Raw genomic sequence first — 17,101 nt, 5'->3', positions numbered from 1 at the left:
CTTAATAATGAAGGTTTTACAGGCCGACGGCCTGTATCTGCAGCACGACTACACGCTCCCGAAGGTTGCGCCATTGCAAGATGTTGCCTAAACCGCGATGGATGTAGCATTGCCGCCCAGAAGTGTAACTTTACATTCTCCGACAGCCTCAAGTAGCATCCTTCGCAAACCCGCCCTGTACCCGTCACCACGTGCCTTATTGCAGTGACTGCCAGTACAGGCGCAACAAATGATACACCGTACAAGCAGCAAAGATTTCCTCTCCCTGCGTTGGCTGCTGGGCTACACTTTTCCAACTCATTTATTTGCCTATCGAAAGAGAACCATGCTGAATCGTCGATCATTTATGGCTGCCGCAGGCACCTCCCTGGGTTTGACCGCACTTGGCCTGCCGGTGCAATCCCTGGCAGACGCTGGCCTGAAGCTTGGCAAGCCGGAAGGATTTTCCTTTGATAGCCTGATCGAACAGGCCAAAGAGCTGGCCGGGAAACCCTACCATCAGGAAAACAAGTTACCCAGGGATGTGCTGGAACGGATCGACTATGACCAGCACGGCAAGATTATCTTCAATACTGATAACGCCCTGTTCAAAGACGGCCCGGGTGAGTTTCCGGTGACCTTTTTCCACCTTGGCCGCTACTTCCAGATTCCCGTACATATGCATGTGCTGGAAAAAAGTGGTGATGAGTGGGCAGCGAAGGAAATTGTCTACGATCCGGACTACTTCAGCATGCCCAAGGACAGCCCCGCGCGTGAGCTACCCAAGGGCGCAGGCTTTGCGGGATTCCGCTTTCAGGAAAGCCGCTTTGGCGACCAGAAAAAGCTCGACTGGCACAAGAATGACTGGGTCGCGTTCCTTGGTGCGTCCTACTTCCGGGCCATCGGTGAGCTCTATCAATACGGTCTGTCAGCACGTGGTATTGCCATGGATGTAGCCATGCCCAACGCCGCAGAAGAATTCCCAACGTTCACCCACTTCTATTTCGAACCACCATCAGCCTTTGCCAATGACCACCAGGTCACTGTCTATGCCCTACTGGAAGGTCCAGGTATCACCGGTGCCTTCAAGTTCATCATGCAACGCACCAACAAAGTGCTGATGGATATCGATAGCCACGTCTTTTTGCGTCGTGACGTGGGCAGACTCGGCTTTGCTCCCCTGACCTCCATGTACTGGTTCTCGGAGAGTGTGAAACAGACGGCCATTGACTGGCGCCCGGAAGTACACGACTCAGATGGTTTGTCGTTGCTGACAGGTACTGGCGAACATATCTGGCGCCCGCTGGTCAATCCTCCCCACACCTCGGCATCGGCCTTCAGCGACAAAGCACCGCGGGGCTTCGGCCTGCTGCAACGTGACCGCAACTTTGATCACTATCTGGATGGCGTGAATTACGAGCGTCGCCCCAGCCTGTGGGTGGAGCCTGTCGGTGACTGGGGGGAAGGTGCGGTACAACTGATTGAAATCCCCACCGATGATGAAATTCATGACAACGTCGTCGCCTTCTGGGTGCCCAATGCTCCAGCCAAAAAAGGCAATGCCTATCACTTCCAGTACAAGTTGCACTGGAGTGCAGATGAACCCTACCCCACTGATCTCGGTCGCTGTGTCGCGACCCGGTTGGGACGCGGTGGTCAGCCCGGCCAGCCACGCCCACAGGGTGTGCGCAAGTTCATGGTGGAGTTCTCCGGCGGCCCACTCAAAGATATCCCGTTTGGCGTGAAGCCTGAGGTGGTGCTGTGGTCATCCAGCGGTCACTTCTCCTATATCTTTGCCGAGGCCGTACCGGACGGCGTACCCGGTCACTGGCGTGCGCAGTTTGACTTCACATCAGACAGCCCGCAGCCCGTCGATATGCGCCTGTACCTGAAAAATGGGGATCAGACACTGACAGAAACCTGGTTGTATCAATATCATCCGTTCTGAGCAGGCCAGGATCTATCCTCATAAAACAAGAAGGCGAGCCACTGGCTCGCCTTCTTTGCTCTAATCTCGTACCTGTAAACTTCGCGCTAAGCGCCACAGCACCGACTGAAATCATGCATGTCGTCCAGACAGCGGCCGTCATCTGCGACTTTTTTGCAAGGCTGACGACGGAAAGGAATAACATTATCGGGCAACGCCGTCACTGCACTCTGAGACTCCGCCAAAGCAGGCACTACTGAAATGTCGTCGGTAGAGAAAGAGGGCTCGACTGCATCAGCTGCCACAGCCTGAATCACCTGCTGAGAACGCTGACCAGTGCCTCGCAGCTGACGGGCAATCACTACCAGCGCTGCAAAGGTGGCTACGACCACACCAATGATCATCCCGGCTTCCTTGATAACGTGCACAAGGTTGTCTACCTGATCAGAGAAGGTCACACCAGACAACAATCCGAAACCCACCCAGATTCCTGAGCCGAGCGCATCGTACCGCACGAAGGACAAGGTAGAGACGGAAGAAGCACCTGCCATAGGCACTGCCACCGCAGACAAACCGGGAATGAAGCGGGCAAACAGCAGGATATAGAGGCCATTGCCTTGCAGCCCCTGACGACCCGTCGCAGGGCGACGGGTCAGACGCCGCAAACGCGACAAAACTCGCTCGCCATAGCGTGCCCCGATCCAGTACCAAACAATATCACCCACCATGGCACCCGCTAAGGCACTGGCGAAACTCACTGCCAGTACGCTGGAATCGGCCTGCGCCAGCGAACTGCCCACCAGAATCAGAGTCAGCATGGCAGGCACCGGAATACCCAGAGAGGCCAACAGAACGATCATAAAGGGCACCAGCACACTGAGTGTCTGTTGATCCATGTAGCTGGTGAGTATGCCGTTCATCAATGTATCTCCTTGGTTCCCTTGCGGGCATTGCTTATCTGGTCGGAACAGAACGTGGCATTTATGTACTACTCAATACAAAAACGATGTGAGCACTTTACGGGGCGAGGAAAAGTCAGTCAATCGAATTTCTTAATGACTGTTATAGAATAATTTGAATGACTTGCTCAGCTCAGTTGAAGAGGGAGGATGCAACACTGAAACGCACACCGGAAAGGCCTGAAAACACTGGAATATAAGTCTTATCAGCACATCAAAGACCATTTAGATTTCGAATTTCAGACAATCAGAACATATTGTTCCAATACTTTGAACGGGGTACGCAGGAGGGTGTTTATCGAGAGAATGCAGCAGTGAAACCTGAGGCTCATACAGGTCTCACCGCTACGGTACCAGCATGCAGATCAGCGTTTCGCCAGCTGGTTGGCCGGATTGCCAGCGGCACTTTGCTGTGCCGCGACAGCTGGCTGGCTTGCTTCCCAGCTACCGCCAATAGCACGGATTAACGCCACGGTGGACTGATACTGTTCGGAGCGTACCTGCAACGCCTGTCTGCGATTGCTCAACTCACTGCGCCGGGCATCCAGCAAGTCCAGCTGGCTGATAAAACCATCACGGTAGCGCGCGTCGGAGATGGCGGTTGCCCTTTCTGCGGCCTGCACCGCCAGCGCCTGACTCTGCGCCTGCTTATCCAGCAGACGTAATGCTGACAGCTGATCCTCAACATCACGGAAAGCTACCAGCACTTGTTCCCGATAACTGGCCAGCGCTTCTTGCAGTTGCGCGTTGGCCTGATCGACGCCCGCCTGACGACGCCCGCCATCAAAGACAGGCAAAGACAACAAGGCACCGATCCCCCAGGAGCGTGCAGACCAGGTGAACAGATCTGCCAGATCAGTTGAGGCAAAACCTGCACTGCCTGTCAGATTGATATCCGGGAACCAGGCACGTTCAGCTACGCCGACGCGTGCTTCAGCGGCTTTCATGGTGCGTTGAGCTGCCGCGACATCAGGCCGTCGCGCCAGCACCGTACTGGGAACACCTGCAGGAATCACTGGCAATGCGGTCTGCCACCGGGCCACGGGTAAGGTAAAGGTCGATGCAACCGAACCGGTCAACACCGCCAGCGCATGCTCCAGCGTGGCGCGCTGACGATCCAGCGCCAGTGCATCCGACTCTGTTGAGGAAACCTCAGCGCGAACACGTACAACATCCAGTTCCGGCACATCGCCCGCATCGTAACGCTGTTCAGTCAGCGTCAGAGTGTCGCGATAGGCAGCCACCGTATCGCGCACCAGCTGTCGCTCTTCATCAAGAGCACGCAGCTGCAGATAGGTCTGCGCCACATTGGCCTGCACCAGCAGGCGAGTACTTTGCAACAGCGCCTCACGGGACTGAGCATCGAGACTGGCAGCCTGAGATGCCTTGTCCAGCTTGCCGAACAGATCCACTTCATAACTCAGACCCAACAAGGGAGACTGATTGGTATAGGTATCCAGCGAATAGGCACGTTGCAGTCCGGTGCCAGCGTTTACCTGCACGGCCTTGTCAGCATTGGTGGTACGCAACAACGCCTGAGCCGCCTTCAGGCGCGCTGCGGCTACCTGAATATCGTTGTTCTGTTTACCTGCCAGCGTCACCAGCCGGCTCATTTCCGGGTCAGCAAACGCAGCCCACCATTCCCCCCTTGGCTGAACGTCAGCAGGAGGAACGGCAGCCCAACGGCCATCGCCTTCCTTGAAGGTAACAGGCATAGGTGTTGGATCGGTCAGTCCGGCGGTACTGGCCGGATTACTGACACAGCCACTGAGTACCAAAGCGGCCAGCAGGGGCGCCAGCACCCAGCGCCCTGCTCCTTTGGGGGCGCCGGGCGCCCCAGTATTAGACGTTAGAACTTGCATAGTTTCCTCGCACTGACACTGTTGATCATCAGTCTTGATGAGGTTCAGAACTCATGGGCAGGGCATGTACCAGCGGACGACCGTCGGGCTGTGCCTCACCACCCTGCTCGGGCTGGGCGGGAACGCCGCCGTGGTGACGCAATGGCCGGTTGCCGGTCAGACGACGCATCAGCACGTAAAACACCGGCGTCAGGAACAGGCCAAACAGGGTCACTCCAATCATTCCGGCGAACACCGCTACCCCCATGGCCTGACGCATTTCAGCACCCGCTCCGGTGGACAGCACCAGCGGCAGTACCCCCATGATGAATGCCATCGACGTCATCAGGATCGGTCGTAAACGCAGACGGCTGGCTTCAATCGCCGCTTGCAGCGGCTTGCGTCCGGCGAACTCCAGCTCACGGGCAAACTCGACGATAAGGATGGCGTTCTTGGCTGAGAGCCCCACCAGCACAATCAGGCCGATCTGGGTAAAGACGTTGTTGTCACCATGGGATAGCCATACCCCGACCATAGCCGCAAACAGACTCATGGGCACGATAAGAATGATGGCGATGGGCAGTGTCAGGCTTTCGTACTGCGCCGCCAGCACCAGGAACACCAGAATCAGCGCCAGAGGGAACACCAGTACGCCTGAATTGCCCGCCAGAATCTGCTGATAGGTCAGGTCAGTCCATTCATAACTGATTCCTGCTGGCAGCGTTTCTCTGGCGATGCGATCAATCGCTTCCTGTGCCTGTCCGGTGGAATAACCCGGGGCAGGAGCACCGTTAATGTCTGCCGCCAGGAAACCGTTGTAGCGCATGGCACGATCCGGTCCAAAAGTGGATGACACATTCAGCAGTGCCGACAGCGGAATCATCTCACCGGTCGAAGAACGTACTTTCAGCTGGCCAATATCTTCAGCATGAGCGCGGAAGGGCGCATCAGCCTGCACACGTACTGAATAGGTACGGCCAAAGGCGTTGAAGTCATTCACATACAGGCTGCCCAGATAGATCTGCATGGTGTCGAACACATCCGTCACCGATACCCCCAGCTGCCGTGCACGGGTACGGTCAAGATCGGCATACAGCTGTGGCACGTTGATCTGATAGCTGGAGAACATGCCTGTCAGCTCCGGTGCCTGTGCCGCCTTGGCCATAAAGGCTTTGACCGCATTGTCCATCCCCTCGTAACCCAGTGAGCCACGGTCTTCCAGCTCCAGTTTGAAACCACCGGTCGTACCCAGCCCCTGCACAGGGGGCGGCGGGAAGATCACGATAAAGGCATCCTGGATAGCCGAAAACTTCTGGTTCAGTTGTGCCGCAATGGCAGCACCGGACAGCTCAGGCGAACGCCGCTTGTCGAAGTCATCCAGTGCGGCAAAGACGATGCCCGAGCTGGAACTGTTGGTAAAACCGTTGATAGACAGACCGGGGAAGGACACCGCGTGGGTGACGCCGGGCTGTTTGAGGACGATGTCACTCATGCGCCGGATAACATCTTCGGTACGATCCAGCGTGGCGCCATCCGGCAGCTGGGCGAAACCGATCAGGTATTGCTTGTCCTGTCCGGGGACGAAACCACTGGGCACGGATTTGAACAGCCCGCCCGTTACGCCTACCAGAATCAGATACAGCACTACCATCAGACCCTTGCCTGCAATCGCACGCTTCACGCCGCCACTGTAATGCTCAGCACCGCGATGGAATGCCTTGTTGAACAGGCGGAAGAAGCCGCCCAGCAGGGAGTCCATCAAACGGGTCAGACCGTCTTTGGGGGCGTCATGACCTTTCAGCAGCAATGCAGACAGTGCAGGTGACAGCGTCAGCGAGTTGATGGCCGAGATCACGGTGGAGATCGCGATGGTCAAGGCAAACTGCTTGTAGAACTGACCGGTCAATCCACTGATAAAGGCCAGTGGCACGAACACGGCAATCAGCACCAGCGCGATGGCGATGATCGGCCCGGACACTTCCTGCATCGCCTTGTACGTCGCCTGACGTGGAGACAGACCCGACTCGATATTACGCTCGACGTTCTCCACGACCACGATGGCGTCATCCACCACGATACCGATGGCCAGCACCAGTCCAAACAGACTCAGGGCATTCACCGAAAAGCCAAAGATATGCATGACGGCAAAGGTACCGACCACCGATACCGGTACGGCCAGCAGCGGGATGATCGACGCGCGCCAGGTCTGCAGGAACAGGATGACTACCACCACTACCAGCGCAATCGCTTCCAGCAGGGTATGCACTACCGCTTCGATGGACGCACGGATGAACTGGGTTGGGTCGTAGACGATGCTGTAGTCCACGCCTTCAGGCATGTACTGTTTCAGCTCGGCCATGGTCTTGCGCACATTGTCAGAAATCTGAATGGCGTTGGAACCGGGAGCCTGGAAGATAGGAATGGCTACCGCGTCCTTGTTATCCAGCAGTGAACGTAATGCGTATTCGGACGCCCCCATTTCAATACGGGCAATGTCACCCAGACGGGTCACTGCGCCGTCAGCGGTGCTTTGCACGATGATATTGGCGAAGTCGGACTCGTTCTGCAGGCGTCCACGCGCATTGATCGGCAACTGCAGCTCAAGACCGGGAACGGAAGGTGAGGCACCGATCATACCGGCAGCCGCCTGCACGTTCTGCTCACGGATAGCCGCCACCACTTCACTGGCGGACAGGCCATGCTCGGCAACCTTCTGCGGATCCAGCCAGATACGCATGGAATAATCGCCCGAGCCAAACAGGTTGACCTGCCCTACCCCTTCAATACGAGCCAGACGATCCTTGACGTTCAGCACTGCGTAGTTACGCAGATACGTCATGTCGTAACGATGGTTGGGCGACAGCAGATGCACCACCATGGTCAGATCAGGTGAACTCTTGATGGTCGTTACGCCCAGCCGGCGTACTTCCTCCGGCAGGCGCGGCTCGGCCTGCGTCACGCGGTTCTGCACCATTTGCTGTGCCAGATCCGGATCAGTACCCAGTTTGAAGGTAATGGTCAGCGTCATCAGACCATCAGTCGTGGCCTGACTGCTCATGTAGAGCATCCCTTCCACACCATTGATGGACTCTTCCAGAGGCGTTGCGACCGTCTCGGCGATGACCTTGGGGTTGGCGCCGGGATACTGCGCCCGCACCACCACGGTCGGTGGAACCACTTCGGGATATTCCGAGATCGGTAATACCCGCATTGAGATCAGACCTGCGATCAGAATCATCAGGGACAGCACCCCGGCGAAGATCGGTCGGTCAATAAAGAATTTGGAAAGATTCATGGTTGGCTCCCAGGTCCTAGTTTGGCTCAGGACGGGTTAGCATCGCTGCCTTCAGCCCCGGCAGAGGCTTCGGATAAGGCAGGTTTATTGGAGGCATTGGCAGCCGCTGCGGCCGCATCGCTGGCCATCGGGACGACCTGCGGCATGACCAGTGATCCGGGGCGGACGCGCTGCAAGCCGTTGATGACGATGCGCTCGCCAGCGTGCAGGCCACTGGTGACTTCACGCAAGCCATCGATCGAGTCACCCAGTGCCACTTCGCGATAGCTGGTGATGTTGTCTTCTTCCACGACCATCACAAACTTCTTGTTCTGGTCTGTACCGACGGCGCGGTCATTGATCAGCACCACGGGCTCGGCGGCCGCCTCCCCCAGATGGATACGGGCAAACTGACCAGGAATCAGGTTGCCGTCCTGATTGTCAAATACCGCCCTCAAGCGAATAGTGCCGCTGCGACTGTCGACCTGGTTATCAACCAGCTGCAGATGTCCACTGACTTCCACATCGTTACCCGTGCTGATCTGTACCGGAACGCTGTCCAGCTGTTTACGGCTGCTAAGCCCTTCAAGCGTGCGGGCAACCGTCCGCTCATCAGCATCGAAGCTGGCATAAATGGGGCTGACGGACACCAGGCTGGTCAGCACTGGTGCACCGGGGCCAGCCGCCACCAGGTTGCCAACGGTGATTTCCACCTTGCCAACCCGGCCGGCAACCGGTGCGCGGACTTCGGTATAGCTGAGATTGAGTTTGGCCGTTTGCAGTGCCGCCTGAGCAGCCAGCAGATTGGCGTCGGCTTCGCGGCGCTCATTCAGGCGCTGATCCACTTCACGCTGGGCAATGGCATTTTTACTGACCAGACGCTGAGCGCGCTCAAGCTCGCTGCGGGTATAGGCCACACGGGCTTTGGCAGCCGCCACCTGAGCTGCGGCCTGATCAACAGCAGCCTGATACAGCGCTGGGTCAATGCTGAACAGCAAATCCCCTTTCTTCACCAGCGCACCTTCGACGAAGTGTACTTCCTGTACGGCACCTGCCACCCGTGAACGCACATCCACACGCTCAACCGCTTCCATACGACCGGAGAATTCGCTCCAGCGTGTCACGTTACGTTTGATGACCGAAGCCACTGATACGGGAGTCGCCTGAGGGACGGCGGCAGCGGGCACATCCTCTGCCTGAGAGGACTGCAAGCCAAGGGCAGAAACCAGCACTGCAGCCAGGAGCGTCATGGCGCCCCCCGCAGCAAAGGTCAGTTTGGTTTGTCGTTTCATGATGTTCGCTCTTGCAATCGGTTCAATTCGGAAGTCAGAAAAATCTTTGGGTTATTGTTGTGCCTATAGTGAAGAATCCGGCCTATCCCGCGTTAGATGGATGGTCTTGATGTCTTGCACGATATTCCAGGGTCATTGCTCAGCACCCGAGTGAGGCTTAACAGCGACTGGCATTGTCAAAAAAGTTGTCACCAGCCCCTTGAAAGAACCGGGAAGTGACGACAAGAGAGGCGGCTGAGCGTGAGCACAGAGAGTGAGTGATGGCATGCTGGCGGCTCCTCCGAATATTAATGTATCGATCAATACATATAATTGACGCCAATGTAGTGATCGTTACGGAATGAGTCAACCTTTTTATAGTGATCACTACATTTTTTATTTAACAGTACTGCCAGCTCACACCACTGAGAAATGGCAGATAGCCGTGAGGAAGGCTGCTGAGAAACAGCACGCCTGAGTAGCAGAGAAGCACCCTGCTCCATAACACGGCGGCACAAGATGTGTGCCGCTGCCACGAATAGTGCTCTTGTCAGGTAATTGCTGCGCACTTTATGGAACATCTACGGCCCCAACACTCTTTGACAGGGGTCGTGAATTCATCTTGCATTGCTTCCTGAAGGCCCCAAAGAACTCCTCGTTCAGATTTTCTTGAAATTTTTTTCTTATTAGATTCAGAGACTTAAAGCCAAATTCAGGCCTGGCTGCGATTCTCTTGAAAATTAACGCTTGCTTTTAAATAGCACGCTATACAATAATGCACTCAACGAAGCGATACACCTCTCCAGACAGCACACAGAACAATCGCAGACGGGTGAGGAGGATAGGCAAGTGTGGTTCAACCAGACTTACCCTGCTTCAAAGCGACACCAAATAAATAGCGAACTATTAAATAGCAAAATATATACATCCTCAGGAGAAAGATCATGGCAATCGAACAAGTTCTCTACCGCGCTCAGGCAACGGCTACCGGTGGTCGTGATGGCCGCGCCATCTCTTCCGATAACGTGCTCGACGTCAAGCTGACCACGCCCAAAGAGCTGGGCGGCGCAGGCGGTAACGGCACCAATCCTGAACAACTGTTTGCTGCTGGCTACTCGGCCTGTTTCCTCGGTGCAATGAAGTTCGTCGGCGCCCGCGACAAGATCAAAGTACCTGCCGATGTCGCCATCGAAGGCCATGTAGGTATTGGCGCTATCCCTAACGGTTTCGGTATCGAAGTTGAGCTGAAGATTTCTCTGCCTGGTCTGGAGCGTGCGGTGGCGGAAGAGCTGGTGAATAAAGCTCATATCGTTTGCCCTTACTCTAATGCTACCCGCGGCAATATCGACGTAACCCTGACCCTCGTTTAAGCGAGGGTCTGACACCAGACTCTGAATACAACAAAGCATTCAATAAGTAGCGCACGATTTAAAATCAGCTGCGCAACAGGAGAAAGATCATGGCAATTGAACAAGTCCTTTACCGCGCTCAGGCAACGGCTACCGGTGGTCGTGATGGCCGCGCGATCTCTTCCGATAATGTGCTCGACGTCAAGCTGACCACGCCCAAAGAGCTGGGCGGCGCAGGCGGTAACGGCACCAATCCTGAACAACTGTTTGCTGCTGGCTACTCAGCCTGCTTCCTCGGTGCAATGAAGTTCGTCGGCGCCCGCGACAAGATCAGAGTACCTGCTGATATCGCCATCGAAGGCCACGTGGGTATCGGTGCCATCCCGAACGGTTTCGGTATCGAGGTTGAACTGAAGATTTCTCTGCCTGGTCTTGAGCGCACAGTAGCGGAAGAGCTGGTGAATAAAGCTCATATCGTCTGCCCTTACTCTAATGCTACCCGCGGCAATATCGACGTGACCCTGACCATCGTTTGATGAACCCAACATCTTCTCTCAGCGGTGGGCGCTGATACTGCCCCGCCGCTGACTTCAGGCACCCGTTCTGGGTGCAGCAAACAGGAGAGAACAGCATGCAAGGCTATAAAACCCTTTTGGCTTCCGCCGTCATGACATTTTCCCTCGCTGGCGCCGCACAGGTGCAGGCGGCCACTGACAACAGCGTGGAACATCAGGTACAGGGCTTTCTGACTGCGCTGGCACAGGGTGGCGGCAAGCCCATCGAACAGCTGTCACCGAAAGACGCGCGGGCAGTGTTGGCTGGTGCTCAGGCCAGTGTCAAAGAAGATATGTCCGGGGTCAGCATCAGCGACAAAACCATTCATGTGGATGGCCAGGACATCAAACTGACCATCGTTCGCCCGGCTCATGCCAAGGGCACGCTGCCCGTGTTCATGTTCTTCCATGGCGGTGGCTGGGTGCTGGGCGACTTCCCCACACATGCTCGCCTGGTACGAGATCTGGTAGAAAACTCCGGCGCCGCAGCCGTGTTCGTCAACTACACACCGTCACCCGAGGCGCACTACCCTGTTGCCATCAATCAGGCGTATACCGCCACGCGCTGGGTAGCCGAACACGGTCAGGAAATCCATGTAGACGGGTCACGACTGGCGGTTGCGGGGAACAGTGTTGGGGGCAACATGGCAGCCGTCGTCAGTCTGATGGCCAAACACTATGGCACACCGAAGCTGCGTGCTCAGGTGCTGCTGTGGCCGGTAACCGATGCCAGCTTTGAGAATGGCTCCTACAGCGCTTATCAGGATGGCTACTTCCTGACCCGTAATATGATGAAGTGGTTCTGGGACAGTTACACGCTGGATCCCCAGCAGCGACAGGAAATCTATGCCTCGCCTCTGCAAGCCAGCACGGCTCAGCTGCAGGGTTTACCACCGGCGCTGATTCAAACTGCAGAGTTCGATGTATTGCGCGATGAAGGTGAGGCCTATGGCCGCAAACTGGATGCTGCTGGAGTGGATGTTACAGTGACCCGCTATAACGGCATGATCCATGACTTTGGTTTGCTGAACGCACTGGCCGAAGTGCCAGCCGTCAAATCCGCCATGCGGCAGGCCGGGCAGGAACTCAAAGCACATCTTGAATAAAGCCTCAAATAAGTAGCTCGCTACTTAATAGCAAAAAAGGTAGCCATCATCTGCTGGCTACCTTTTGTCTTTCTACCCCACATCGCTGACACGCTGCAGGTAGCGAGCCCACTACCAGAGCATACCCAGCAACGACTGATGAGCACCCACGCCTGCATTCACTCCTGATGCGGAGGCCAGCGTGGCATTATGTCGCTGAATGGCGATGTCACCCGCAGCGAAGACACCTTCTACCGAGGTTCGCCCCCAGACATCGACGTCCACACAGGGGCCGAGCGGGCCGTCCAGCAAACGACAACCCAGTTGCTCAATCAGGCCACTGTTCAGATGTACGCGAGGTGCGGTAAACAGCGCCTTCATGGCGATTTCCCGGCCATCCTCAAGACGCACAGCATCCATCGCCGTGCCGTTGCCCAGAATGGCAACAACAGGGCTGGATTCAATCCGGATGCCCCGCGCCTGCATGTGTTGCCGCTGCTCATCATCAGGTGTGAACTGCCCCTGCGAGAAATAGATCACCGGCCCCCAGTCGGCAACCAGCAATGACTGGTGCGGTGCCATGGCGTGACTGGCCAGAATACCCAGCTGCCCCTCGCCAATTTCATAGCCATGACAGTAGGGGCAATGCAGTACCGACCGCCCCCAGCGTGGCTGCAGTCCGGCAATGTCGGGCAGCTCATCACGCACACCGGAGGCCAGAATGAGTTTCCGCCCGACCACCTGACGATCATCACCGAGCATCACGATGAACTCATCTTCGACCCTGAACACCCATTCTGCACTCCCCTCCAGCCAGCTGACGGTTGGATAGGCCAACAACTGGCGTTTCGCTTCTGCCTGAATGGCCATTGGTGTGTTGCCATCCTGCCCCAGAAATCCCTGAGAGGCGGCCGCAAAGCGGTTACGGGGCTGTCCCGCATCCACCACGACCACCCTCTTACGGGCGCGGGCCAGCTGCATGGCAGCCGACACCCCGGCAAAGTTGCCTCCGATGACGATGACATCGCTCTCTAACCTGATGACATCACTTTCCATAACGCCTCCTTCATCGACTCTGCATAACCGACCACTACACGCCAGCCATTTCAAGTAACACATTAAGTTACTTGAAATACATTCGTCAACTCAGGAAACTTCATTTGTTTCTTGAAGTGCTCACTCGCATTCTCCAGACCGGATCAGCGGGTGTGCTATTGTCTGCCTCCCGGCTTATCAGGAGAGACCGACATGCGGACCGATAACCGACTGTCACGGATGCTGCACGTATTACTGCACATGCAACAACATGACTGTTCGGCCACATCAGACAGCCTCGCGCAAATGCTCAACACCCACCCGGTAGTGGTGCGGCGGACCATGGCCAGCCTCAAACAGCAGGGTTATGTAGACGCCGTAAAAGGGCATGGTGGCGGCTGGACACTGAGCTGTGACTTTGAGCAGGTCACCCTGCTGGATATCTACAAGGCGCTGGGTGAGTCACCGGTCTTTGCGCTTGGTCTGTCGATCGACAACCCTGACTGCCTGATCGAACAGGCCGTCAACGCAGCACTGGCGGAAGCCATGCAGCAGGCGGAAGCCGTACTGATCGAGCGACTGGGCCATCTGACGCTGGCTGAGCTGGCACGAGGTATCGTGCAAAAGATTGGCTACTGTGCTGAGCCACAGCCAGCCATCGATACGGCGGATGAGGAACCGCCCGGGGTGGAGTAGAAACGTTGTAGTTCTAGAAAGGTGAAAGGCGCTGAGGCAGCGCCTTTACCCGTGAGAATGGGGGGTGCCAGGCGTGAGTATTTCGCAGGGCTTGTTAACGCCGTCGCCGGCATACAGCAGAGCGTAAACACCTGCTCAGCCAGCAGAGTAGTCACTCAGGCGCCTGCCCACTGCACCTCGATCTGATCCTGACAGACCCGTACCGGCCAGACCCGCAGGCGCAACTCGGATTTTTCCAGACACTGTCCGGTTTCCAGATTGTAGTGCTGTTTCAGCAAAGGCGATGCGACTACCCACTGGCCTTTCAGATCGCCGATGATGCCATGGCAGATCACATTGGCATCCATCACCGGGTCGTGATTGTCGATGGCGAATACACGATCCAGCTCGGCCTGATAAAACAATGCAATCTGGTGCCCATGGACCAGTGCTCCCACACCGGAATCGTCCGGCAATTCACTCTTGCTGCAAACCTTGACCCACTCGGTCATCATTTCGCCCTCACTGATCACTATGCGCAGGAGCAATGGTTGCATCGCTCCTCTGTGTTTCTATCTGGAACGTAGAGAGATGCTTAACCCACCTTCGCCAGTGGAATAAGATCGCCCTTCTCGGCCTGCGTGGCAGGACGCAACTGACCACGCTCTTCGACCATCACAATGCCACTGTCCTTTTCTGCCGAGTTGATGAACGGACGGAAACGCTTGAGCTTTTCCGGATCATTCAGCGTGGCTTTCCATTCACACTCAAAGGTATCGACCACACTGGCCATGTGCGACTCCAGCTCTGCCCCAAGGCCCAAGCTGTCTTCGATGATGACCTGCTGCAGGTACTCAAGCCCACCTTCCATGTTGTCCAGCCACACCGATGTGCGCTGCAGGCGGTCGGCAGTCTTGACGTAGAACATCAGAATGCGGTCGATGTAGCGGATCAGGGTCTCGGTATCCAGATCGGTGGCGAACAGATCCGCATGACGTGGCTTCATGCCGCCGTTGCCACAGACGTAGAGGTTCCAGCCGTGCTCGGTCGCAATCACGCCGATGTCTTTACTCTGTGCTTCGGCACACTCACGGGTACAGCCCGATACGGCAAACTTCAGTTTGTGCGGTGAACGCAGGCCTTTGTAGCGGTTCTCGATATCCAGTGCCAGCTTGACCGAATCCTGCACACCATAACGGCACCAGGTGGAACCCACACAGGACTTCACGGTACGCACTGACTTGCCATAGGCCTGACCGGTTTCAAATCCGGCATCGATCAGCTCACCCCAGATGGCAGGCAGGTCCTCCAGACGGGCACCGAACAGGTCGATACGCTGGCCACCGGTAATCTTGGTGTACAGCTCATACTTCTTCGCCACCTGACCGATGACGATGAGTTTTTCCGGTGTAATTTCACCACCGGGAATACGGGGCACGACGGAATAGGTGCCGTTTTTCTGCATGTTCGCCAGAAAACGGTCATTGGTGTCCTGCAGACCACGGTGGGGCTTTTTCAGCACATGCTCGTTCCAGCAGGAGGCCAGAATGGAAGCCACCGCCGGTTTGCAGATGTCGCAACCGTGGCCCTTGCCGTGCTTGCTGATCAGCTCGTTGAAGGTTTTGATCTGGCCATATCTGACCAGCGTGAACAGCTCCTGACGGGAGTACGGGAAGTGCTCGCAGATATCCTTGCTGACTTCCACTCCGCGACTGGCCAGCTCATGGTTGACTACCTGAGTCAGCAGCGCTGAGCAGCCACCGCAACCGGTGGCCGCCTTGGTTGCCGCTTTCACCCCACCCACATCGACACAGCCCGCATCCAGCGCAGCGACAATATCGCCCTTGCATACGCCGTGGCAGGAACAGATTGCCGCAGTGGCAGGTAGTGCAGCTACACCGAGACCGGCAGGCTTACCGCCTTCACTGACCGGCAGGATCAGACCTTCAGGATTTTTTGGCAGTTCAATGCCATTCAGCGCGTACTGCAACAGCGTGCCGTAATCTTCCGCATCCCCCACCAGAATGGCGCCGAGCAGATGTTTACCCTCCGCATCCACCACAATCTTCTTGTACACCTCGGTACGCTCATTGAGGTACACATAACTGCGGCTGCCTGCGCTGCGGCCATGGGCATCACCAATACTGGCGACATCAACACCCAGCAGTTTGAGTTTGGTGCTCATGTCTGCCCCGGTGAAGCTGTCTTCACCGCCAAGCAGATGGCTGACAGCGACCTTGGCCATCTGATAGCCCGGAGCGACCAGCCCGAATATCTGCCTGTTCCACAGGGCACATTCACCGATAGCGTAAATGGCCGGATCGGATGTCTGGCACTGATTGTTGATAGCAATGCCGCCCCGCTCGCCCAGCTCCAGCGATGACTGGCGTGCCAGCGCATCCTGTGGCCTGATCCCTGCCGAAAACAGGATCAGATCGGTTTCCAGCACCTCACCATCGGCAAACACCATGCGATGACGTGCCTGCTCGCCATCCTCGATCACCTGAGTGTTCTTGCAGGTATGCACTTTGACACCCAGTGATTCGATCTTGGAGCGCAGCAACGCACCGCCAGCATCATCCAGCTGTACGGCCATCAGACGTGGAGCAAACTCCACCACATGAGTTTCCAGCCCGAGATCACGCAATGCTTTGGCCGCTTCCAGACCCAGCAGGCCGCCACCGACCACCACGCCAGTTCTGGCGCCCTGCGCCGAGGCCATGATGGCTTCCAGATCTTCAATGGTGCGATAAACAAGGCAATGCTCGCGATCATGCCCCGGCACCGGAGGCACAAAGGGATAGGAGCCGGTGGCCAGCACCAGCGCGTCATAGCGGAACTCGCTGCCACTTTTCAGCGTCAGTGTTTTGCTGCTGCGATCAACAGCCACTACCGGGTCGCCCAGCACCACGTTCAGGCCCCAGTTTTCGTACTGATCCGGAGCCACCATGGACAGTTCGGCAGCACTGCGGCCACTGAAGAACTCAGAGAGATGGACACGGTCGTAGGCGACACGAGGTTCACCGGAGATAACCGTTACTTCATAGTGATTCAGCCCGCCCTGATCAGCCAGGGATTGCAGGTACTGGTGGCCGACCATGCCGTTGCCGACAACGATTAGTTTGGCTTTGCTCATCTGTGTTTCCTCATGC

At 56.5% G+C, this 17,101-nt stretch carries 12 protein-coding genes; 5 read left to right on the top strand and 7 right to left on the bottom strand.

Annotated elements, in window-relative coordinates; translation table 11 throughout:
* The first annotated feature begins 325 nt into the window (after positions 1-325).
* Positions 326-1,927: a glucan biosynthesis protein D gene (locus QCD60_RS21160; RefSeq protein ID WP_279788189.1), complete on the top strand. Its 1,602-nt coding sequence runs from the start codon at positions 326-328 to the stop codon at positions 1,925-1,927.
* A gap of 86 nt (positions 1,928-2,013) precedes the next feature.
* On the opposite strand, the gene QCD60_RS21155 is transcribed toward QCD60_RS21160, so the two are convergent.
* From QCD60_RS21155 to QCD60_RS21140, 4 genes are all read right to left on the bottom strand, one after another.
* Positions 2,014-2,826 carry a DedA family protein gene (locus tag QCD60_RS21155; protein ID WP_279788188.1) on the bottom strand — a complete coding sequence of 271 codons (813 nt, stop codon included), beginning with the start codon at positions 2,824-2,826 and terminating at the stop codon, positions 2,014-2,016.
* Positions 2,827-3,230: 404 nt separating this feature from the next.
* A complete protein-coding gene (locus QCD60_RS21150) occupies positions 3,231-4,727 on the bottom strand; it encodes an efflux transporter outer membrane subunit (RefSeq protein ID WP_279788187.1) in 1,497 nt (498 codons plus the stop codon).
* A 28-nt stretch (positions 4,728-4,755) separates the two neighbouring features.
* On the bottom strand, positions 4,756-8,001 hold the full coding sequence (locus QCD60_RS21145; RefSeq protein ID WP_279788186.1) for an efflux RND transporter permease subunit: 3,246 nt from the start codon (positions 7,999-8,001) through the stop codon (positions 4,756-4,758).
* A gap of 26 nt (positions 8,002-8,027) precedes the next feature.
* Positions 8,028-9,272, bottom strand: a complete 1,245-nt coding sequence (locus QCD60_RS21140; protein ID WP_279788185.1) for an efflux RND transporter periplasmic adaptor subunit — start codon at positions 9,270-9,272, stop codon at positions 8,028-8,030.
* A gap of 923 nt (positions 9,273-10,195) precedes the next feature.
* Here QCD60_RS21140 and QCD60_RS21135 point away from each other — a divergent pair.
* The 3 genes from QCD60_RS21135 to QCD60_RS21125 all read left to right on the top strand — a co-directional run bounded on the left by QCD60_RS21135 (position 10,196) and on the right by QCD60_RS21125 (position 12,260).
* Positions 10,196-10,621, top strand: coding sequence for an organic hydroperoxide resistance protein (locus tag QCD60_RS21135; protein WP_279788184.1), 426 nt, complete (start codon positions 10,196-10,198; stop codon positions 10,619-10,621).
* Between the two features lie 89 nt (positions 10,622-10,710).
* Positions 10,711-11,136, top strand: coding sequence for an organic hydroperoxide resistance protein (locus QCD60_RS21130; protein WP_279788183.1), 426 nt, complete (start codon positions 10,711-10,713; stop codon positions 11,134-11,136).
* A gap of 95 nt (positions 11,137-11,231) precedes the next feature.
* Positions 11,232-12,260, top strand: coding sequence for an alpha/beta hydrolase (locus tag QCD60_RS21125; RefSeq protein ID WP_279788182.1), 1,029 nt, complete (start codon positions 11,232-11,234; stop codon positions 12,258-12,260).
* A gap of 111 nt (positions 12,261-12,371) precedes the next feature.
* Here QCD60_RS21125 and QCD60_RS21120 read toward each other — a convergent pair whose 3' ends face one another.
* Positions 12,372-13,295 (bottom strand): NAD(P)/FAD-dependent oxidoreductase, encoded by a 924-nt coding sequence (locus QCD60_RS21120; protein WP_279788181.1) that lies wholly within the window; start codon positions 13,293-13,295, stop codon positions 12,372-12,374.
* Between the two features lie 192 nt (positions 13,296-13,487).
* Between QCD60_RS21120 and QCD60_RS21115 the strand changes: the two genes are divergently transcribed.
* A complete protein-coding gene (locus QCD60_RS21115; RefSeq protein WP_279788180.1) occupies positions 13,488-13,970 on the top strand; it encodes an Rrf2 family transcriptional regulator in 483 nt (160 codons plus the stop codon).
* Positions 13,971-14,125: 155 nt separating this feature from the next.
* On the opposite strand, the gene nirD is transcribed toward QCD60_RS21115, so the two are convergent.
* Together nirD and nirB are read right to left on the bottom strand one after the other, a co-directional pair.
* Positions 14,126-14,506, bottom strand: coding sequence for a nitrite reductase small subunit NirD (gene nirD / locus QCD60_RS21110; RefSeq protein ID WP_279788178.1), 381 nt, complete (start codon positions 14,504-14,506; stop codon positions 14,126-14,128).
* Positions 14,507-14,544: 38 nt separating this feature from the next.
* Entirely contained in the window at positions 14,545-17,085 is a 2,541-nt protein-coding gene (gene nirB, locus QCD60_RS21105; RefSeq protein ID WP_279788177.1) for a nitrite reductase large subunit NirB, read from the bottom strand.
* Between the last annotated feature and the right edge of the window lie 16 nt (positions 17,086-17,101).

It is taken from the genome of Pokkaliibacter sp. MBI-7, assembly GCF_029846635.1.
In the GTDB taxonomy this organism is placed as follows: Bacteria; Pseudomonadota; Gammaproteobacteria; order Pseudomonadales; family Balneatricaceae; genus Pokkaliibacter.
Note: the sequence above shows the minus strand (reverse complement) of the source record. Positions and strands in the feature narration are given on the sequence as shown.